At 71.1% G+C, this 19,917-nt stretch carries 14 protein-coding genes and 1 pseudogene; 5 read left to right on the top strand and 10 right to left on the bottom strand.

Annotation, left to right across the window (positions count from 1 at the left end):
- Positions 1–9 precede the first annotated feature (9 nt).
- Together IE265_RS21135 and IE265_RS21130 are read left to right on the top strand one after the other, a co-directional pair.
- On the top strand, positions 10–2,172 hold the full coding sequence (locus IE265_RS21135) for a RecQ family ATP-dependent DNA helicase (protein WP_190037213.1): 2,163 nt from the start codon (positions 10–12) through the stop codon (positions 2,170–2,172).
- A 223-nt stretch (positions 2,173–2,395) separates the two neighbouring features.
- Positions 2,396–3,019 (top strand): hypothetical protein, encoded by a 624-nt coding sequence (locus IE265_RS21130; RefSeq protein ID WP_190037212.1) that lies wholly within the window; start codon positions 2,396–2,398, stop codon positions 3,017–3,019.
- 680 nt (positions 3,020–3,699) lie between these two features.
- Here the strand turns inward: IE265_RS21130 and IE265_RS21125 are convergent.
- From IE265_RS21125 to IE265_RS21115, 3 genes are all read right to left on the bottom strand, one after another.
- Positions 3,700–4,329, bottom strand: a complete 630-nt coding sequence (locus IE265_RS21125; RefSeq protein ID WP_190037211.1) for a hypothetical protein — start codon at positions 4,327–4,329, stop codon at positions 3,700–3,702.
- A gap of 68 nt (positions 4,330–4,397) precedes the next feature.
- Positions 4,398–5,099 carry a ribonuclease HII gene (gene rnhB / locus IE265_RS21120; protein WP_190037210.1) on the bottom strand — a complete coding sequence of 234 codons (702 nt, stop codon included), beginning with the start codon at positions 5,097–5,099 and terminating at the stop codon, positions 4,398–4,400.
- A 92-nt stretch (positions 5,100–5,191) separates the two neighbouring features.
- Entirely contained in the window at positions 5,192–5,815 is a 624-nt protein-coding gene (locus IE265_RS21115; RefSeq protein ID WP_190037209.1) for a TetR/AcrR family transcriptional regulator, read from the bottom strand.
- Between the two features lie 199 nt (positions 5,816–6,014).
- On the opposite strand from IE265_RS21115, the gene IE265_RS21110 reads away from it, so the two are divergent.
- The gene (locus IE265_RS21110; protein WP_190037208.1) at positions 6,015–7,562 is read left to right on the top strand and encodes an MFS transporter; all 1,548 of its coding nucleotides are present in this window, start codon (positions 6,015–6,017) and stop codon (positions 7,560–7,562) included.
- Between the two features lie 179 nt (positions 7,563–7,741).
- On the opposite strand, the pseudogene IE265_RS21105 reads toward IE265_RS21110, so the two are convergent.
- The 4 genes and pseudogenes from IE265_RS21105 to IE265_RS21090 all read right to left on the bottom strand — a co-directional run bounded on the left by IE265_RS21105 (position 7,742) and on the right by IE265_RS21090 (position 12,684).
- Positions 7,742–9,504, bottom strand: a pseudogene (locus IE265_RS21105) (DUF4153 domain-containing protein).
- Positions 9,505–10,286: 782 nt separating this feature from the next.
- On the bottom strand, positions 10,287–11,210 hold the full coding sequence (locus IE265_RS21100) for an ADP-ribosylglycohydrolase family protein (RefSeq protein ID WP_190037207.1): 924 nt from the start codon (positions 11,208–11,210) through the stop codon (positions 10,287–10,289).
- A 12-nt stretch (positions 11,211–11,222) separates the two neighbouring features.
- Positions 11,223–11,882 (bottom strand): histidine phosphatase family protein, encoded by a 660-nt coding sequence (locus IE265_RS21095; protein WP_190037206.1) that lies wholly within the window; start codon positions 11,880–11,882, stop codon positions 11,223–11,225.
- Between the two features lie 196 nt (positions 11,883–12,078).
- A complete protein-coding gene (locus tag IE265_RS21090; RefSeq protein WP_190037205.1) occupies positions 12,079–12,684 on the bottom strand; it encodes a YdbC family protein in 606 nt (201 codons plus the stop codon).
- A gap of 155 nt (positions 12,685–12,839) precedes the next feature.
- Here IE265_RS21090 and IE265_RS21085 point away from each other — a divergent pair, with 155 nt between their 5' ends.
- A complete protein-coding gene (locus IE265_RS21085; RefSeq protein WP_190037204.1) occupies positions 12,840–13,373 on the top strand; it encodes a TerD family protein in 534 nt (177 codons plus the stop codon).
- A gap of 130 nt (positions 13,374–13,503) precedes the next feature.
- Here IE265_RS21085 and IE265_RS21080 read toward each other — a convergent pair whose 3' ends face one another.
- From IE265_RS21080 to nrdR, 3 genes are all read right to left on the bottom strand, one after another.
- Entirely contained in the window at positions 13,504–14,628 is a 1,125-nt protein-coding gene (locus tag IE265_RS21080; protein ID WP_190037203.1) for a hypothetical protein, read from the bottom strand.
- A 208-nt stretch (positions 14,629–14,836) separates the two neighbouring features.
- Positions 14,837–17,740 (bottom strand): vitamin B12-dependent ribonucleotide reductase, encoded by a 2,904-nt coding sequence (locus IE265_RS21075; RefSeq protein ID WP_190037202.1) that lies wholly within the window; start codon positions 17,738–17,740, stop codon positions 14,837–14,839.
- Positions 17,741–17,891: 151 nt separating this feature from the next.
- Positions 17,892–18,467 carry a transcriptional regulator NrdR gene (nrdR, locus tag IE265_RS21070; protein ID WP_190037201.1) on the bottom strand — a complete coding sequence of 192 codons (576 nt, stop codon included), beginning with the start codon at positions 18,465–18,467 and terminating at the stop codon, positions 17,892–17,894.
- A 574-nt stretch (positions 18,468–19,041) separates the two neighbouring features.
- Here nrdR and lexA point away from each other — a divergent pair.
- Positions 19,042–19,824 carry a transcriptional repressor LexA gene (gene lexA, locus IE265_RS21065; RefSeq protein ID WP_190037200.1) on the top strand — a complete coding sequence of 261 codons (783 nt, stop codon included), beginning with the start codon at positions 19,042–19,044 and terminating at the stop codon, positions 19,822–19,824.
- The last annotated feature ends 93 nt before the right edge of the window (positions 19,825–19,917 follow it).

The following is a 19,917-nucleotide window of genomic DNA, read 5'->3' as shown; positions in this document are numbered from 1 at the left end:
CATGGGGCCATGAGCAACGAAGCACTGCACACCGCGGCCGACACCGTTCTCGCCCGCCTCGTCGGCGCCCCGGAGGGCGAGGCCCGGCTGCGCGAGGACCAGTGGCGGGCCATCGAGGCACTGGTCGCCGACAAGCGCCGGGCCCTGGTGGTGCAGCGCACCGGCTGGGGCAAGTCGGCCGTGTACTTCGTCGCGACCGCGCTGCTCCGCCAGCAGGGAGCCGGCCCCACCGTCATCGTCTCCCCGCTGCTGGCCCTGATGCGCAACCAGGTCGAGGCGGCCGCCCGTGCCGGAATCCGCGCGCGGACGATCAACTCGTCGAACACGGAGGAGTGGGACACCATCCAGGACGAGGTGGCGGCCGGCGAGGTCGACGTGCTCCTCGTGAGCCCGGAGCGACTCAACAACCCGGACTTCCGCGACCAGGTACTGCCCAAGCTCGCGGCGGCGACCGGTCTGCTCGTGGTCGACGAGGCCCACTGCATCTCCGACTGGGGCCACGACTTCCGGCCCGACTACCGCCGTCTGCGCACCATGCTCGCCGATCTCCCCCCGGGCGTCCCGGTCCTCGCCACCACCGCCACGGCCAACGCGCGCGTGACCGCCGACGTGGCCGAACAGCTGGGCACCGGCGGCAGCACCGACGCACTTGTCCTGCGCGGCCCGCTGGACCGCGAGAGCCTGAGCCTCGGCGTCCTGCAACTCCCTGACGCCGCCCACCGCATGGGCTGGCTCGCCGAGCACCTGGACGCACTGCCCGGCTCGGGGATCATCTACACACTCACCGTGGCCGCGGCGGAGGAGGTCACAGCGTTCCTGCGACAGAACGGGCACACAGTGACGTCGTACACGGGTAAGACGGAGAACGCGGACCGCCAGCAGGCGGAGGAGGACCTGCTGGCCAACCGCGTCAAGGCGCTGGTAGCCACATCCGCGCTCGGCATGGGCTTCGACAAGCCCGACCTCGGTTTCGTGGTCCACCTGGGGTCGCCGTCCTCCCCCATCGCCTACTACCAGCAGGTGGGCCGCGCGGGCCGCGGAGTGGAGCACGCCGAGGTGCTCCTGCTGCCCGGCAAGGAGGACCAGGCGATCTGGCAGTACTTCGCGTCGCTCGCCTTCCCGCCGGAGGAGCTTGTTCGGCGCACCCTGGACGTCCTAGCCCAGGCGGGCCGCCCCCTGTCCCTGCCCGCGCTCGAACCACTGGTGGAGCTGAGGAGGTCCCGGCTCGAGACGATGCTCAAGGTCCTGGACGTGGACGGTGCGGTCCGGCGCGTCAAGGGCGGCTGGATCTCCACGGGCGAACCGTGGACCTACGACAGCGAGCGGTACGCCTGGGTCGCCAAGCAGCGCGCGGCCGAACAGCAGGCGATGCGTGACTACGTGACCACGACCGGCTGCCGCATGGAGTTCCTGCGGAGGCAGCTGGACGACGAGGGCGCGGCACGTTGCGGACGTTGCGACAACTGCTCGGCTCCTCGGTTCACGGACGCCGTGTCGTCGGCCTCCCTGGACTCGGCACGCGGCGAGCTGGACCGGGCGGGAGTCGAGGTCGAACCGCGCAGGATGTGGCCGACGGGCCTCGCCGCGGTGGGAGTCGATCTGAAGGGGCGCATCCCGGTCGGCGAACAGGCCTCTTCCGGTCGGGCATTGGGCCGGCTCTCCGACATCGGCTGGGGCAACCGGCTCCGGCCGATGCTCGCGCCCCAGGCCCCGGACGGCCCCGTGCCGGACGACGTGGTCAAGGCCGTGGTCGACGTGCTCGCCGACTGGGCCCGGGGACCCGGCGGCTGGGCCTCGGGCGGCCCCGACGCCTCGGCGCGGCCCGTCGGCGTCGTCACCATGGCCTCGCGCGGCAGACCGCAGCTCGTCGGGTCGCTGGGCGCGCGGATCGCCGAGGTCGGACGGCTTCCGCTGCTGGGTTCCATCGAGTACGCGGCCGGGGCCGAGGCGGCTCAGGTGTCGAGAAGCAACAGCGCACAGAGGCTGAAGGCCCTCGACGGCGCCCTCGTGGTGCCCCCCGGTCTCGCCGAGGAGCTGGCTCGCGCCGAGGGCCCCGTCCTGCTCGTGGACGACTCGACCGAGACGGGCTGGACCCTCGCGGTGGCCGCGCGCATGCTGCGGCGGGCCGGGGCGCAGGGGGTGTTGCCGCTGGTCCTCGCAGTGCAGGGGTGACATACCCGTTCTGCGGACGACACTGGTGCAGGGATATATGTGACAGTTTCACTGATACCGGTCAGTGGCCCCAATTGCTCGTTGCCGCAACCAAGTTCGACAGGAAGAATTGGTCTCGCGCCCCGCGCGGCCCTTTACGGGCCGCCCGTTCGGGCTGCGCCGCGATGCGCCCTCCAAGTCCGACCCCCGCCCGCAGTGCGGGCTCGTACCCGAAGGGAGGACCGTGACCTTCGGATTCGCTCCGTCCTCGGCGGCATCGATATCGACGTCCGCTTCCGCCAACCCACTGGCCCGGATGCTCGAACCCGCCGAATGGGCCGCCGCAGGGATTCCCCTGTTGCGAAATCCGCGAGAGGTCGTCAGCGGACTGCACGCGCGGCATCGGCCCGGGCCCACGACCGCCGTCGTGGCCGTCCTCGACGCGGACGAACGGCTCAACGCCAGCGCGTCCTTCACGCGCCGGCCGACCCCGGCGGACGGCTGGGTGTTCCGCAACGCGCTGCTCGCGCAGCTGCGCCGGGTCATCCCGCACGACCTGCGGCGCCGCACTCCGGTGCGTACAGCCGTACTGCTGTACTGCCGGGACGGCGACGCGCGCTGGACGGAGGAGGACGGAGCGTGGATGTGGGGGCTGCGGGACGCCTGCACTCTGCATGGGCTGCGTTGCGGGGCGTACATCACGCTGACACGTGACGGCTGGCAGGTGCTCGGCGAGGGACGGGGCGGACGCCGCCCCAGCTCGGACTCCATACCGGAGTCCATGGAAGCGTTCGCCGCCGCCGAACCCGTGCAGCCCCGCACCGGCGGCGCCGCCTCGGAGCTGCTGCGCCGCGCGGCCGCACGCTGACCCGACCGCACCGCACCGCACCGCACCGCACCGCACCGCACCGCACCGGAGACAGTCCATCCTCCGGGGGACCGGAAACACCGGAACACGAGAACGCGCTCGCCACACGACCCGCAAGCCGGTCCGACGACCTCGGACCGGTACCGGCGGGCGCACACCGGCGGCGGCACGCGGCAAGGGCCCGACCCAGGAGCAGCCCCCACACACGTGAAGGGCTCACCCGCACAATCAGGCCACGGCCACACGGAGAAGGGACGGTCCACGGCGTACCGCAACGGAGCGGGGCCGAACCCGCGCACGGGCTCCGGATCCGACCGACGTCATGGCGCGACGCCCAGCCGAGCCACCACCGGTCTCCGGAACCGCCAACCCTCGAAGAAGCCGGCGCACTCCGAAACCACCGCGCTCCACGGCCTCGAACCCCGGCACGCGAACCGCGACAGCCACGACCGCAACCCGCGCACGGACACGCACACGCACACGCAGAAACAAGCCCACGCCACGGCCAGCGCACGGGCCGCCCCCACAAAGGACAGCGGGCAAAACCCGAGCCGTGAGCACGGCGGAGCCCTCGGAGCACCGGCACAGTTCCCCGTACCGGCACACGTCGAGCGGACCACCGTGCGTCATGCCACCCGAAGTGGCATTCCACCCCGAGGACCCAAGGAAGGTGGGGGTCCTCAGACTCCGGCGCCCAGCACCGAGTTGATCTGCTGCGGGTCACCGCAGACGATCAGCAGGGCACCGGCTCGGCCGAGGGCCTGTGGCAGGGCGGTGGCGGCGACGGAGTCGGGCCCGCCGTTGACGGCGACGACGACCACGGGACGGGACGCGGCACGAGCGACGGCGGAGGCGTCGGCGTAGAACACGTCGTCTCCCGCGTCGTGCTGAGCCCAGTAGGCGGTCTCGCCGAACGACAGTTCGTGCGCGGCCCACGGGTGCGGTTCGCCGGTGGTGATCACCAGCACCTCACCGGGGGACCGGCCCGACTCGAGAAGCAGGTCGACCGCTTCCTCGGCCGCGTCGAGCGCACCCTGGGCCGAGGCCGGGATCAGCTGGATCTGCGGGGTCGAGGCAGCGGCGGGGGCCACCGGAGCGGACGGCCCCGGCTTGACCACGGCCGTGTCGCGCGGTGCTCGTTGCACCGGCGGCGCGGGCCGGACAGGACCCGGACGGCCGGGCCGCGGCGGGGCCGCGGGACGGGGGCCGGGTACGGGACGGGGGGTCGGCGCGGTACGGCCACTGGCCGGAGCGACGCGGGGACCCTGGGCACTCTCGTGAATCTGAGGCTCCTCGGGAATGAGAGGCATGAGCTGATTTTTATCAAACGCCGATGCGACCCGCGTGAGCGGGTGGCACGTGAGTGCGAACGGAACCGTCAGAAATCGAAGCCGAGCTGCCCTTCGATCTCCGGAACGCCTTCGTTCGCCCAACTGCGGACCTTCTTGAGGTGCCGCCACTGGGGCAGCGCATCAAGATACGCCCACGACAGCCGGTGGTACGGGGTGGGGCCCCGCAACTCCAGCGCGGCCTTGTGCACCGGTGACGGATACCCGGCGTTGGCCGCAAATCCGAAGTCTGCATGGTCCGCACCCAGTTCGGCCATCATTTTGTCGCGCTGGACCTTCGCGATCACCGAGGCGGCCGCGACGGCGACGCAGGACTGATCGCCCTTGATCACCGTACGGACCCGCCAGGGCGCCCCGAGGTAGTCGTGCTTCCCGTCGAGGATCACCGCGTCGGGACGCACCGGCAGTGCCTCCAGGGCGCGACAGGCGGCCAGGCGCAGTGCGGCCGTCATCCCCAGGCTGTCGATCTCCTCCGGAGAGGCGTGGCCCAGGGCGTAGGAGGTCACCCACGTCGCCAGTTGCTCGGCGAGGACGTTGCGCCGCTTGACGGTGAGGAGCTTGGAGTCGGTGAGGCCCTCGGGCGGACGCCGCAGGCCCGTGACCGCCGCGCAGACGGTGACCGGGCCGGCCCAGGCGCCGCGCCCCACCTCGTCGACGCCGGCGACGACCTTGGCTCCGGTCGTGGCGCGCAGCGAGCGCTCGACGGTGTGGGTGGGTGGTTCGTACGGCATGGCGTCCTCAGACTACGCCGCCCGGAACCCGTCGCGACACCCAGGCCTCCCCGGGCGGCCCCGGCCCCCCGCGGCGGCCGCCCGGGGACGGGTCAGGCGACCCCGGGCCTCAGCAGCGGGACCATGAACTGGTCGATCATCTCTTCGAGGTCCCGCTCGGTCCATTCGCTCGCGCACACCTTCGAGCGGTACATCATCATCGCGGGGATGGCGTCGAAGACGTAGGGGTTCGCGGCGTCGGGCCGCACTTCTCCCCTCTCGATTCCCCGGCCGATCACCTCGCGGAGCAGCTTGACGGTCGGCTCGATCACGCCTTCGAAGATCACTCCGTGGAACCGCTCGGCCTGAGAGCTGTCGCATTCGTGAAGGACGGAGCGAAGGGCGAACCCGGGGCGCGAGAACATGGCCTGGCGCGCGCGCCGGCACAGTTCGAGCAGGTCGTCCCGCACGTTCCCGAGATCGGGCACGCCCTGGAGCGGGGGCAGCGCGGCCTGGAGGGCGTCGGCGACGAGGTCCTCCTTCGAGGGCCAGCGCCGGTAGACGGCGGCCTTGCCGGTCTGGGCGCCGGCGGCGACGCCTTCCATCGTGAGCCCGTTCCAGCCGACGGTGCTGAGTTGCTCCAGGGCGGCATCGAGGATGGCGCGTTCGAGCACGGCGCCGCGTCGGCGCGAGGAAGCCACCTGAGCGGAGGCGGCCGTCCAACTCGAAGTAGTCATGAGCGTGTCTCCGTTTGGGCGGTTGTGCGGTGCGTGCGCGAACGGGCACGCACCCAGCGGACCGGGGGATCCGCGAGCGGTCAAGTGACGCAATCCGGAAGCAAGTTCAGTGAACGCTTGCGTTCACTGTCGGGGATTCACTACCGTTTGCATGGCAGTGAACGCGAGCGTTCACTAACACCTCTGTGGGGGAACAATAGTGACAACCTCTCCGTTGATTCAGGATCAGAAGCCAGGAGCGGCCCGCCGGGAGGGGCATCCCGGCATCGCGCTCACCGTCATCGCGGCCTGCCAACTCATGGTGGTACTGGACGCGACGATTGTGAACATCGCGCTCCCGCACATTCAAGGCGCCCTCAAGTTCTCCACCACCGACCTCACCTGGGTCGTGAGCGCCTACACACTCACGTTCGGCGGTCTGCTGCTGCTCGGCGGCCGCGCCGGTGACATCCTCGGCCGTCGCCGGGTCTTCATGACCGGCATCCTGCTCTTCACGGCCGCCTCGCTGCTCGGTGGACTCGCCCAGGAGCCGTGGCAGTTGCTGGCGGCGCGCGCGCTCCAGGGAGTGGGCGGCGCGATCGCCTCCCCCACCTCGCTCGCGCTGATCACCACGACGTTCCCCGAAGGGCCCGAGCGCAACAGGGCGTTCGGCGTCTTCGCGGCCGTCTCGGCGGGTGGCGGCGCCATCGGCCTGCTGGCCGGCGGAATGCTCACGGAGTGGCTCGACTGGCGCTGGGTCCTCTTCGTCAACGTGCCCATCGGCCTGCTGATCGCCGTGGTCGCGCCGATCTACATCAGCGAGTCGGAACGGCACCCGGGACGCTTCGACATCGCGGGCGCGCTCACCTCGACGGCCGGTATGGCCTCCCTCGTGTACGGATTCATCCGGGCCTCGGAGGAGGGGTGGCGGGACAGCCTCACCATCGGCTCGTTCGGTGCCGCGGTGGTCCTGCTCGTGTCCTTCGCACTGATCGAGAGCCGCGCCAAGGAACCGATCACACCCCTGCGGATGTTCGCCGACCGCAACCGCTCCGGTACGTACGTGATCATGCTGAGCCTGGCCGCGGCGATGTTCGGCATGTTCTTCTTCATCGTTCTCTTCGTGCAGAACGTGCTGCTGTACACGCCGATCGAGGCGGGCCTCGCCTTCCTGCCCGTGACGGTCGCGATCGTGGTCGGCGCGGGTCTGTCGCAACGGTTCCTGCCCGTGTTCGGTCCGAAGCCGTTCATGACGATCGGCTCGGCGTTCGTGGCGGTCGGGCTCGGATGGCTGACCTTCATCGATCCGGCCAGTTCGTACGCGAGCGGGGTGCTCGGTCCGATGCTGCTGTTCGGCTTCGGCATGGGCCTCAACTTCGTGACGCTGACCCTGACCGCGGTCTCCGGAGTCGCCACGCATGAGGCGGGCGCCGCCTCCGGCCTGCTCAACGCCACGCAACAGGTGGGCGGTTCGCTCGGCCTCTCGATCCTGACCACGGTCTTCGGGACGGCGAGCCGCAACGAGGCGGACAAGCAGGTGCAGGACTTCATGGCCACGGCCTCGGCCGAGCAGAAGGCGGAGTTCGCCTCGACCCGCCAACTGCCCGCGCCCTGGAGCCACGAGGTACTCGCCCACGGCATCTCCACGGCCTTCGTCCCGGCGGTCGCGATGGCCGTGCTCGCCCTGGTCGTCGCCACGGTGGTGATCCGGGTCCGCAGGAGCGACCTGGACGCGCTGGCGGGCACGGCGGGCCCCGCCGGAGCCTGAACGGAACCCCGCTGGCCCGGACGCTCGAAGGCCGGGGCACACCCCAGGAGGGGCCTGCCCCGGCCTCCGCGCAAGGTCGCGGTGCTCACAACCAGCCCTCCACGGCCGCGCACCCGGCCGCGAACCCGAGTTGCCGGTCACCCGGACAGCGACGCCGTTGTCACGGGGCGTGGTTCAGCTCATCGGTACGTCAACTCCATGCCCAGCCGGCTGCACACCCGCCAGTCGGCATCCGGGGACACTCCCTTGCCGTCGAGCACGGTCCGCGCGTGCGCCTCGCCCCAACTCGTGGCGTACCAGGGCTTGTCGTCGTCCTCCAGTTCCTGCGCGACGGTCTTCAGCGCACAGGACCGCAGCGGCTCCTCCAGCCCGTCGAGTGCCGGTACGGCGTCCGCCGACAGCTCACGCGCGTAGTCGAGGTCGAAGGTGCCCGTCCTCTCGTACAACTGGACGTTGCGTTCGGCGATCATGGCGTCCGGCGACGCGAAGCCGAAAGCCAGTACGCCCGCGACGGCACTGGCCATCACCGCGCGCGGCAGCCAGCGGGCGCCCCAGACACCGGCCGCCATGATCAGCACGATGACCAGGCCGAACCAGAGTTCCACGGCCATCACCGAGATCCTCAGCCGCGTCAGCCCGTACGCGTCCACGTACATGTCCATGCGCCGCACGGCCGACGCCACCACGACGAGGGCGAGCGCGCAGAGGGTACCGAGCACGGCGCGCACCAGGGTGCGGTCCCGGGTGTCGTCGCGCGGGGCCCAGCGCAGGGCGAAAACGATGACGAGCAGGGTGAGGACGGTGACCATGAGCAGTTGCCAGAACCCCTGGCGCGCGTACTCGGCGTACGTCAGGCCGGTCTGCTCCAGTACGGAGTCGTAGCCACCGAGCAGGACGGCGAGCTGGACGCCGTTGAAGGCGGCGAAGAGCGCGGCGAGCACGACCAGCGGCAGCGCCCATTCGACGCGGCCCCGGGGGCGGCCGGCGGGTACCTCGACGCGGTCCCACTGCACGGGCGCGGCGGCGGTGTGGGCCGCCGCGAGCGCGCCCGCCACACCGAGGACGAGAAGGACCGCCTTCCATGGACCGTCGGACACCGAGGCGTCCGGCACGAGCCCGGAGAGGATCTCCGCGAAGGCGGCGTCCGCCCCCGCGAACAGGGCGCCGAAGACCACGAGGAGCACCGCCGCGACCGCGACGGCGCGCAGTACGGGGCCCGCGTTGCCCCGGGCGCCGCCGGTGCGCGCCCGCAGCCCGCGCCAGCCCCACGCGGGGCCGGTGACCAGCGAGGTGAACAGGCCGATCGGGCCGAACAGCATCCCGGTCCAGGTACGCCCGCCGTGCAGGGCCAGGGACCCCGCGCCGAGGGCCGCGACGAGAGCGAGGAACGAAGGTCATCCCGCGTCGCGGAGCAGTGGAATCGCAAGCAGCGCGAACCCGGCGACACCCCACACCACCGTCCATCGGCGCAGTTGCCGACCCGCGTTCCGGGCGGCGACGTACGTGCCGAACGTGGCCGGTATCGCCACCAGCAGGAGGTTGAGGGCGAGGCCGTCTTCGAGCATGAGCATGCTGAGCAGGCCGGTGGCCAGGGCGGACCAGAGCGTGGCGGTCATGACGGGGGCCGGCGGCGCGGCATGGATGTCGGCGAACCACGACTCGACGGCGGGTCCGGGCAGGCCCTCCGGCACGCCGGCACGCCCCCGGCCCAGGTCGCGCTGCGGATTGCGCCCGGAGGCGTCGGCCGCCTTGGCGGCGGCCCTCACGGACCCGGCCGCCACCCGGACCCCGGCGGCCCCGGAAGCGACGGAACGTTCCGCCTCGACGCCCTCCGACTCGGCGCCCTCCGACTCGGCATCCCCGGCCCCGGCCCCAGAATCGGCATCGGCATCGGCATCGGCCTCACCGGCCTTGCGGCCCTGGCCGGCCTCGGCATCAGCATCGGCACGGGCCGAATCGGCACCGGCACCGGCACCGGCACCCCCAACCACCCCGGCGGTCGGCCCGACCGCCGAATCCTTCGCTTGCGCCTCTCTCGGCTCGTCATCGGACGGCGTGTCGGACACAGGACCCCCTCCTGACCGGCCCGCATGGCGCACACCCGTGGCCGCGGCGGCAGCCGTGCGTGGACCGGTGTCTCGTCGGCGCGCGCTCGTGATGATCAACAAGCGGCGTGGCGGCAGGCTATCCGCGCGGCGTCGACCAGGACGGGGCACGGATCTTCTGTGTCATGGCTGTGACAGTAGAGACGCGTGAGACGGGAGATGGCGGGACAGACCACTGCCCGAGTCGCCCCTGGTATCGCACCCGGGCCCGAAGCGCCGACCACGCGAGCAACGACGTCCGCGGCACGGCTCTCCGAGCGACCCGTACTCACGACGGCGGGCGCGACCGGACGCTGGGGCCGGATTCACGACAGCGGGCGCGACCGGACGCTCGGGCCGGATTCACGACAGCGGGCGCGACCGTACGCTGGGGCCGGATTCACGACAGCGGGCGCGACCGTACGCTGGGGCCGGAGTCACGACAGCGGGCGCGACCGTACGCTGGGGCCGGAGTCACGACAGCGGGCGCGACCGTACGCTGGGGCCGGAGTCACGACAGCGGGCGCGACCGGACGCTGGGGCCGGATTCACGACGGCGGGCGCGCCTGGACGCTGGGGCGGGATTCGCCGCGGCGGGCAGGACTGGGCACCGGACCCCGATACGGGCCTCCGGGCGCAGCTACGCGCCGACCCCCGGGACCCCGGCCTCCACCGGCAGCCAGCCCGGGAGATCCTCGGTGCGCTCCACCCACTCGGCGGGCGGCGCGCCGCCGCCTGCCGCCACGACGCCTCCGACGATGGCGCAGGTCGTGTCCATGTCCCCGCCCACCTGGGCCGTCGCCCAGAAGCCGGCCGCGTAGTCGCCCAGGGCGCGCGCGGCGGACCAGAGGGCGAACGGCACGGTGTCGTGCGCGGTCGTCCGGCGCCCGCAGCCGAGGACCGCGGCGACCGTCGTCGCGTCGCCGTAGTCGAGCATGTCCCGCGCGCGTCGCAGCCCGGCGCCCACGGCGCTGCGGGGCACGAGCGCGATGACTCCGTCGAGCAGCGCCTGCGGACTCGGCGGCCCGCCCGGCGCCGCGGCGAGCGCGGCGGCGGCCGCCACGGCCATGGCGCCGACCACGGCCTCGCGGTGCTGGTGTGTGGGGTAGGCCGAGATCTCGGCCTGGTGCGTGGCCTGCTCCGGATCGTCCGCGTACCAGGCGCCCAGAGGCGCGATCCGCATCGCCGCGCCGTTGCCCCACGAGCCCTGGCCCTTGAACAGGGCCGAGGCCAGTTCGCGCCAGTCGCCGCCCTCCGCGATCATCCGCAGCAGGCGGCTGACCGCCGGGCCGTAGCCCCGGCCGGCGTCGTGGTGGTCGGCGAAGGCGTGGGCCAGCGCGTCCTGGTCGACGCGTCGGTGGGCGGCGAGAACCGCCACCACGGAGGACGCCATCTCGGTGTCGTCGGTCCACCGCCAGGGACCGGACGGCAGCTCGGCGCGCTTGAGCAGCGGGTAGTTCGCGGGCACGAAGAACTGCGAGCCGAGCGCGTCTCCCACCGCGAGTCCGCGCAGGCTGGACAGGGCGCGGTCCATGCGCCCGTCGGGAGAGGAGTCAGCGGTCATTGCCCTGCCACTCTATCCGGTGACTCCGTACGGTTCCGGATCACGCCAGTGTTCGAAGGGGCGGTCGAGGGTGTACCTGCCGTCCTCCCCGAGAACGAGCATCCGCACCTCCGCGTTCCCCGGATTCGAGAGCGACTCGAATTCCGCGACGGTCCAGTGGAACCAGCGCATGCAGAACAGCCGCATGGCGAGGCCGTGGGTCACCAGGAGCACGTTCGGCGGATGGTCGGGCGCCTCGAAGCTGCGGTACAGGCTCTCCAGGAAGCCGCCGACCCTGTCGTAGACGTCGGCACCGGACTCCCCCTGCGCGAAGCGGTAGAAGAAGTGCCCGTAGGCGTCGCGGTACGCCTTCTGGAGACGTACGTCGTGCCGCTCCTGCCAGTTCCCCCAGTCCTGCTCGCGCAGCCTCGGCTCCTCGCGCACGCGCACGAGGTCGGGGTCGAGGTGAAAGGCGCGGAAGGTCTCGTGCGTACGGCGGTAGGGGGAGACGTAAACGCTTACGCGCTCGCGGCCGAAGACCTCGCGCAGCCGCTTGCCCGTCTCCTCGGCCTGCCCCCACCCCCGCTCGGTGAGCGCCAGGGCGTGGTCGGGTTCACGCTCGTACACCGTGTCATCGGCATTGCCCACCGACTCGCCGTGCCGGACAAGGACGATGCGCCGTGGTCGTGCCATACCGAAACCCTAGATCGGGACACGGCCGTTCGAGCAGTCGTACGGGGTCGGTACGGCACAGGTCACACAATCCGTACGACAGAGGTCACGCGAATCGTGGTTGTTTCCGGTCGTACATGGCGATTTCGCGGACCCGGCCCCGCGACCGAACGAATGACCGAAAGCAGGGCCGGCGCGACCACCACGTCGGCTCCGGTCAGACCGTCCAGGTGGGTTCCAGTTGCACGATGTCCCCCGTGAGCGCCGCGACGTCCGCCTCTATCTGGGCGCGCAGGGCGAGCCGCTCGACCCGTTCGGCCCGGTACTTGCCGTGCTCGGCGGCTGACTTCCACATCGACAGGACCAGGAACTCGTGGCCCGGCGCCTCGCCGAAGAGGCCGCGCAGCATGCCGGGCGAGCCCGCCATCGCCGGGTTCCAGACCTTCTCCTGCATCAGCGCGAAGTGCTCGGCGCGCTCCTCGTGGACACGGCAGTGCGCCACCCGGACCAGGTCGGCCTCGGTGAAGCGCGGCTCGAAGCCGGTCTTCACGTCGAAACGGTGGTCGAAGAGCTTGACCTGCGCGTCCTTGAACGTGCCCGACTGGGTCGAGGCGAGCCGGTCATGGGAGCGGGCCATGAAGGAGTCGTAGAAGGCACGGCTCTCCCAGAAGGAGAAGATGTGGGCCACTTCGCGCCGTCCCCGGCTCCAGCCCCCGCCCTGTCCCCGGAATCCCGGCTCCCCCAGAAGCCCCGCCCATTTCCGCTGCCCCCGTTCGAAACCGCGGCGGTCCACCACGGTGCAGCGAATCCACTTGACCAGCACCGCGCCATCGTACGGCCCAGGAACGTGGCGCCGGTCACGCTCCGGTGGACTGCCTCCGCACGAGCGCCCCCGTGGGCGTGGCACGATGGGCAACACGCTTCAACTGCCAGGCAGTTGGGGTGTCTGACACTGGGGGACCAGGAGGGGAGAATCCGGTGAACGGCCTCAACAAGGGCATCAGCAAGGCGGAGGTCTCGGTGAAATGGGACCCGAGTCCCGTCGGCGAACCGGCCACCGATCTCGACGTCGTCGCCGCCACCTACCTCGCGACGGACCCGCACGGAGCACCCGACTACGTGGTGCACTTCGGCAGCCGCTCCCCGGACGGCACGATCTACCTCGACCGCGACAGCAAGGACGGCAAGGGCTTCGGCTGGGACGAGGTGATGACCCTCGAACTCACCCGCCTCGACAAGCGGTACGCGCGCGTGGTGGTCGGTGTCGCCATACAGCAGCGCGACGGACGGCGGGCCTTCGGCGACGTGCGCAATCCGGCCCTGCGGATCCGCGAGGCCTACACGGTCCTCGCCGAGGACGGCTTCGCCGAGGTGCTGGGCTCTACGGCCACCACCGTCGGGGAGTTCCTGCGCGACGACACCGGCGAGTGGCTCTTCCACTCCCGCGTCCAGGGCTACGACGCGGACCCGGCGGCCTTCGCCCTCATCATGGGCAGCCCGCACGAATCCTGACCGCGCGAGCGGCCGACCCCGGACGGGGCGGCGCAGCACGACCCCGCGCATGCGGGAGGGGCGGAACGGCATCGACCGTTCCGCCCCTCCTGCGTGCTCGGGGTGCCGTGGAGGGCGACCGCTCCTGCCGTCAGCCGTGGCGCGGCGAGGGCCGAGCGTCGCCGAACGCCCGCGAACACAGGTCGCCGGCCGACCGCTCGGCGAGCCGGGCCATGTCCTCGTCCCCGGCCGCGAGAGCCTCTCGCGCCGTCGCGCACCACTCCTCGCGGTCCAGGAGTGCGCGACAGCCGTCGCGGAAGGTCCACCAGCGTCGGGCGGGGCCGATCGAGCCCACGTCACCGCCTTCACCGAGGCCCAGGGCCAGATGGGCGACCGCGCGGTACCGGCGCGGGGAAGGCCCGAGCCGCCCGAGGTGTCCCAGGTACGCGGCCAGCACGTCCTCGGCGTGCGGGAGGTCCGCGAGGGTGATTCCCATGCCCTGGCAGCCGGTCAGGACGTGGAGGAGTTCGCCGGCGTGGTCCACGATCCCGGGGTCCGCGGCCGTTCCGGCGAGTGCCCGGCGGAGGTCGACCGTCTCGGCGACCGTGCCCGCGAAGCATCCGTTGAGGAAGTCCCCGTCCACCGCTGTCCGGAGCAGCCAGGGACGGACGTCCGGATGCGCGTCGGCCAGTCGGCACAACGACTCGACGACGTAGACCCGGCCCCAGCCGGCCACCCGGTCCGCCAGCCACAGGAGAGGACCCGCACCACCCGGCAGCCGTTCCAGCGCGTGCGCCGCGAGCGCGCCGAAGGAGCACGAGAGGAGCCCGATGGTGCGGAGCAGGGGAATGTCGTCCTCGGTGCACACCTCGGCGAGCAGTGCCAGACCGACGGCGACGTCGTCCCTGTCCGTACCGTGTACGACGAGCCGGCGCCCGGCCTCCCGCGCCCGGTCTCCCCCTCGCGCGGCGGCTCCGGCCATGCGCGGGTTCGGATGGATGGGGACGTGGATGTCCTGGAAGCGGCCGAACAGCACACCGGGGTCCGTCCCCGGGTCGGCGAAGTGCTCGTCGAGGACCGCGGCGACCTCGGCCCCGATCCGGTCGCGGTGACACGGATGCTCCGCTGCCGGCCGCCCGCGGCGGTACGCGTCGTCCGGGTACGGTTCGCCGTTCCGCGGCAGCGCGGCGTCGGGGGTAGCCCCATGGAGTCGAAGGGCGTGCTCGAACAGGGAGGTCCCGGCTCCGGGCGGCTTCGTCCCGGGCGTCCCGCTCATCGGCGGACGGAGGACTCGATTCTCTTGGTCATGTCGCCGAGCCTGCCATCGCGGCTGCCCGCGCGGCAAGACGTCCCGCGGGTCCGCGGGAGTCCGGCCCGGCGCCGCGACCCTGCCCGGCGGACGCCGGGAACACCGGAGCGGTGGAGCCGAGACACGGCTCCACCGCTCCGAACCACGCTGCTGCACCCTCAGCGGGGTGCCGCGATCAGCTGCAGCCGCTGGTCGAGCCGCAGCCCTCGCAGATGTAGCAGGAACCGGCCCGCTGCATCTTCGTACCGCAGGAGAAGCACAGGGGGGCGTCCGCCTGGATGCCCAGCTGCATCTCCACCAGTTCCGCGCTGGTGTGCACCTGCTTCGGGGCGGGCTCGACCGCCTGCACCTCGACCTTGGGCGTGACGACGGCCTTCAGCTCCTGCGCGAGGGGCGCGGACTGCGCGAGACCCTCGACGTCGACCTCGTCGTCCGAGGGCTCGCACGAACCGGTCTCCAGGTGCCGCTGCCGCTCGTCGGCGGAGTGGATGCCGAGCGCCGAGCGCGTCTCGAAGGGCAGGAAGTCGAGCGCGAGGCGGCGGAAGATGTAGTCGACGATCGACTGCGCCATCCGCACGTCCGGGTCGTCCGTCATGCCGGCCGGCTCGAAGCGCATGTTGGTGAACTTCGAGACGTACGTCTCCAGCGGCACGCCGTACTGGAGACCGACCGAGACGGCGATCGAGAAGGCGTCCATCATGCCCGCGAGGGTCGAGCCCTGCTTCGACATCTTGAGGAAGACCTCGCCGAGACCGTCGTCGGGGTAGGAGTTGGCGGTCATGTAGCCCTCGGCGCCGCCGACCGTGAAGGAGGTCGTGATGCCGGGACGGCCCTTGGGGAGGCGCTTGCGGACCGGGCGGTACTCGACGACCTTCTCGACCGCGGTACGGATGGTGTCCTCGGCCTTGGCCGTGACGGCGTCCGTCGCGGACTTCTCCGTCTCCTTGGTCTTCGCGGAGAGGGGCTGGCCGACCTTGCAGTTGTCGCGGTAGATCGCGAGCGCCTTGACGCCCATCTTCCACGCCTCGAAGTAGACCTCTTCGACGTCCTCGACGGTCGCCGTCTCCGGCAGGTTGACCGTCTTGGAGAGAGCGCCGGAGATCCAGGGCTGGATCGCGGCCATCATGCGGACGTGGCCCATCGCGGAGATGGAGCGCTCGCCCATGGCGCAGTCGAAGACCTCGTAGTGCTCGGGCTTGAGGCCCGGGGCGTCGACGACATTGCCGTTCTCGGCGATATGGGCGACGACCGCCTCGATCTGCTCCTCCTGGTAGCCCAGGCGGCGCAGGGCCTGCGGCACGGTGCCGTTGACGATCTGCATCGAGCCGCCGCCGACCAGCTTCTTGAACTTGACCAGCGCGAGGTCGGGCTCCAGGCCGGTGGTGTCGCAGGACATCGCCAGGCCGATGGTGCCGGTCGGCGCGATGACGGACGCCTGCGCGTTGCGGAAGCCGTTCTTCTCGCCGAGGCGGATCACGTCCTGCCAGGCCTCCGTGGCGGCGGCCCAGATCGGCGTGTCGAGGTCGTCCACACGCACGGCCGTGCCGTTGGCGTCGGAGTGCTGCTTCATGACGCGCTGGTGCGGCTGCGCGTTGCGGGCGTAGCCGTCGTACGCGCCGACGACCGCGGCGAGCTCGGCCGACCGCTTGTACGAGGTGCCGGTCATCAGCGAGGTGATGGCACCCGCGAGGGCGCGGCCGCCGTCGGAGTCGTACGCGTGGCCGGTCGCCATGAGGAGGGCGCCGAGGTTGGCGTATCCGATGCCGAGCTGGCGGAAGGCGCGGGTGTTCTCGCCGATCCTCTCCGTCGGGAAGTCCGCGAAGCAGATCGAGATGTCCATCGCGGTGATGACCAGCTCGACGACCTTCGAGAAGCGCTCGACCTCGAAGGACTGGCGGCCCTTGCCGTCGTCCTTCAGGAACTTCATCAGGTTGAGCGACGCGAGGTTGCAGGACGTGTTGTCCAGGTGCATGTACTCGCTGCACGGGTTCGAGCCGTTGATCCGGCCGGACTCCGGGCAGGTGTGCCAGCGGTTGATCGTGTCGTCGTACTGGATGCCCGGGTCGGCGCAGGCCCAGGCCGCCTCGGCCATCTTGCGGAACAGCGACTTGGCGTCGACCTGCTCGATGACCTCGCCGGTCATGCGGGCACGCAGGCCGAACGAGTCGCCGTTCTCCACGGCCTTCATGAACTCGTCGTTCACCCGGACCGAGTTGTTGGCGTTCTGGTACTGGACGGACGTGATGTCGTCGCCGCCCAAGTCCATGTCGAAGCCCGCGTCGCGCAGGGCGCGGATCTTCTCCTCTTCCTTGACCTTGGTCTGGATGAAGTCCTCGATGTCGGGGTGGTCGACGTCCAGGATGACCATCTTGGCCGCGCGGCGCGTGGCGCCGCCCGACTTGATGGTTCCCGCGGAGGCGTCCGCGCCGCGCATGAAGGAGACGGGGCCCGAGGCGTTGCCGCCGGAGGAGAGGAGCTCCTTGGAGGAGCGGATGCGGGAGAGGTTCAGGCCGGCGCCGGAGCCGCCCTTGAAGATCATGCCCTCTTCCTTGTACCAGTCGAGGATCGACTCCATCGAGTCGTCGACGGCCAGGATGAAGCAGGCCGAGACCTGCTGCGGCTGGGGCGTGCCGACGTTGAACCACACCGGCGAGTTGAAGCTGAAGATCTGGTGCAGGAGGGCGTACGCCAGCTCGTGCTCGAAGATCTCGGCGTCGGCGGGCGAGGCGAAGTACTTGTAGTCCTCGCCGGCCTTCCGGTACGTCTTCACGATGCGGTCGATGAGCTGCCTGAGGCTCACCTCGCGCTGCGGGGTGCCCACGGCGCCCCGGAAGTACTTGCTGGTGACGATGTTGACCGCGTTCACCGCCCAGAAGTCGGGGAACTCGACACCACGCTGCTCGAAGTTGACCGAGCCGTCACGCCAGTTGGTCATGACGACGTCGCGGCGCTCCCAGGCGACCTCGTCGTACGGGTGCACGCCCGGCGTGGTGTGGATGCGCTCGACGCGCAGTCCCTTGCTGACCTTGGCGGCCTTCGCTCGGGACCCTCGTGCCGGACCGCTCGCCGTCTCTGTCATGCCGTCTCCCTGTTTCAGGCTAAAACGCCCTGAAGTGCCGCGTTCTTCCGTGGCACGGTGTGTGTCTGGTGTCGCGGGCATCGCCTACGCCGCTGCCCGTGACAGGTCTCTGTGCTCGCCGCCGGCCGGCCAGGCCCGACCGGCCTTCCCGTCAGTCGGCGGCGGTGGCGGGAACCGGAACACCGGCGCCACCGGGGCCGCCGGGGCCTTCGACAGCCCCTCCGGAGCACCCGGCTCCCCCGCATCCCCCGCGCGCGTCGTCATCGGCCGCCGCGGGGCCCTGCGTCTCGTGCCTCAGTTCCGTGATCGCGGCCTCGAAGTCCTCGAGCGAGTCGAACGCCCGGTAAACGGACGCGAAGCGCAGATAGGCGACGAGGTCGAGTTCCTGCAAGGGGCCGAGTATGGCCAGCCCCACGTCGTGGGTCGTCAGTTCGGCGCTCCCGGTGGCACGCACCGCCTCCTCGACCCGCTGACCGAGCTGGGCGAGGGCGTCCTCCGTGACGGGCCGTCCCTGGCACGCCTTGCGCACGCCGTTGATGACCTTGGTGCGGCTGAAGGGCTCGGTGACCCCGGACCGCTTGACCACCATGAGCGAGCACGTCTCGACGGTCGTGAACCGGCGAGAGCAGTCGGGGCACTGGCGGCGCCGGCGGATCGACGTGCCGTCGTCCGTCGTACGGCTGTCCACGACACGGCTGTCGGGGTGCCTGCAAAAGGGGCAGTGCATCGAACTCCAACCCTCCTTCGCAGCACGACTCAATGGCCTCGCCAGGGCCCTTGAGCCCCTCGAAGCAGCCCCAAGCATAGGCGATGCCCGTGACCGCGAAGGACCGGGGGACCACAACTTCTGGGCTGCTGCGGCAATCCAACCACTACATGTGGGGCTTGGCCCACAAATTCGCCCCGTCCGCGCGTGTCGCGCCCGTATGGGCACGTGCCGCACGGCCGTACCCATCGGGGACGTACGGGGATACGGTGGGCACCACGGAGTCGTTGGGGCCGAGGGGGGCCGAGGGGGGCCGGTTCCCGGCGGGGCGGGCACCTGGTGGCAGACTGTCGCCCGCTCCCGCGCCGCCCGCCCGTGGCCCGCTCGCGACCGGCACGGACCCGCGGGGGTCCACGCCTCGGCGGTGAAGAGTACAGCAATGAGCACTTTTGTCCGCCGCGAGCAGCTTTAGCCATACACCCAGACGCATGATCACGTCCGGTCAATCACGATTTTTCACTCGAACGTGTGTTTGGCGCAACCTTTCGAAAGCCACTACCGTTGTCCAGCAGGGAGACGAACGAGAGGGGCCGACGTGACCACCACCGCAGACAGTGCCACCATCACTGCCCAGGACCGCTCCCAGGGCCGATTTGAGCCGGTGCATGCCATGAATGAAGTCGTGAACCAGGAGGGCCCCAAGCCCGCACGCTCCCTGCCGGGACGACCTCCAGGCATCCGGGCGGACAGTTCCGGACTCACCGACCGGCAGCGCCGGGTGATCGAGGTCATCAGGGACTCCGTGCAGCGCCGGGGATACCCGCCGTCCATGCGGGAGATCGGACAGGCCGTGGGCCTCTCCAGCACCTCCTCGGTGGCGCACCAGCTGATGGCACTCGAGCGCAAGGGCTTCCTGCGCCGCGACCCGCACCGTCCGCGGGCGTACGAGGTCCGGGGCTCCGACCAGTCGACCGTGCAGCCGACGGACACGGCGGGCAAGCCCGCCGCGTCGTACGTGCCGTTGGTCGGCCGGATCGCCGCCGGTGGCCCGATCCTCGCCGAGGAGTCCGTCGAGGACGTCTTCCCGCTGCCCCGCCAGCTGGTCGGCGACGGCGAGCTGTTCGTCCTCAAGGTCGTCGGCGACTCGATGATCGAGGCCGCCATCTGCGACGGCGACTGGGTGACGGTCCGCCGCCAGCCGGTGGCGGAGAACGGCGACATCGTCGCGGCCATGCTCGACGGCGAAGCAACCGTCAAGCGCTTCAAGCGCGAGGACGGCCATGTGTGGCTGCTCCCGCACAACTCCGCGTACCAGCCGATCCCCGGTGACGAGGCGACCATCCTCGGCAAGGTCGTGGCGGTGCTGCGGCGCGTGTGAGTCGCCGCCCCTGACCGGGCCCCGGGACCCCTGCGCCGGTTCCGGGGCCCTGCACCGTCCCGACGCGTACGCGAGTGGGCCGCCCCTGAGGGC

The sequence above is a fragment of the Streptomyces fructofermentans genome (assembly GCF_014651055.1).
Lineage (GTDB): Bacteria > Actinomycetota > Actinomycetes > Streptomycetales > Streptomycetaceae > Streptomyces > Streptomyces fructofermentans.
This window is presented reverse-complemented; position numbering and strand designations above follow the sequence as displayed.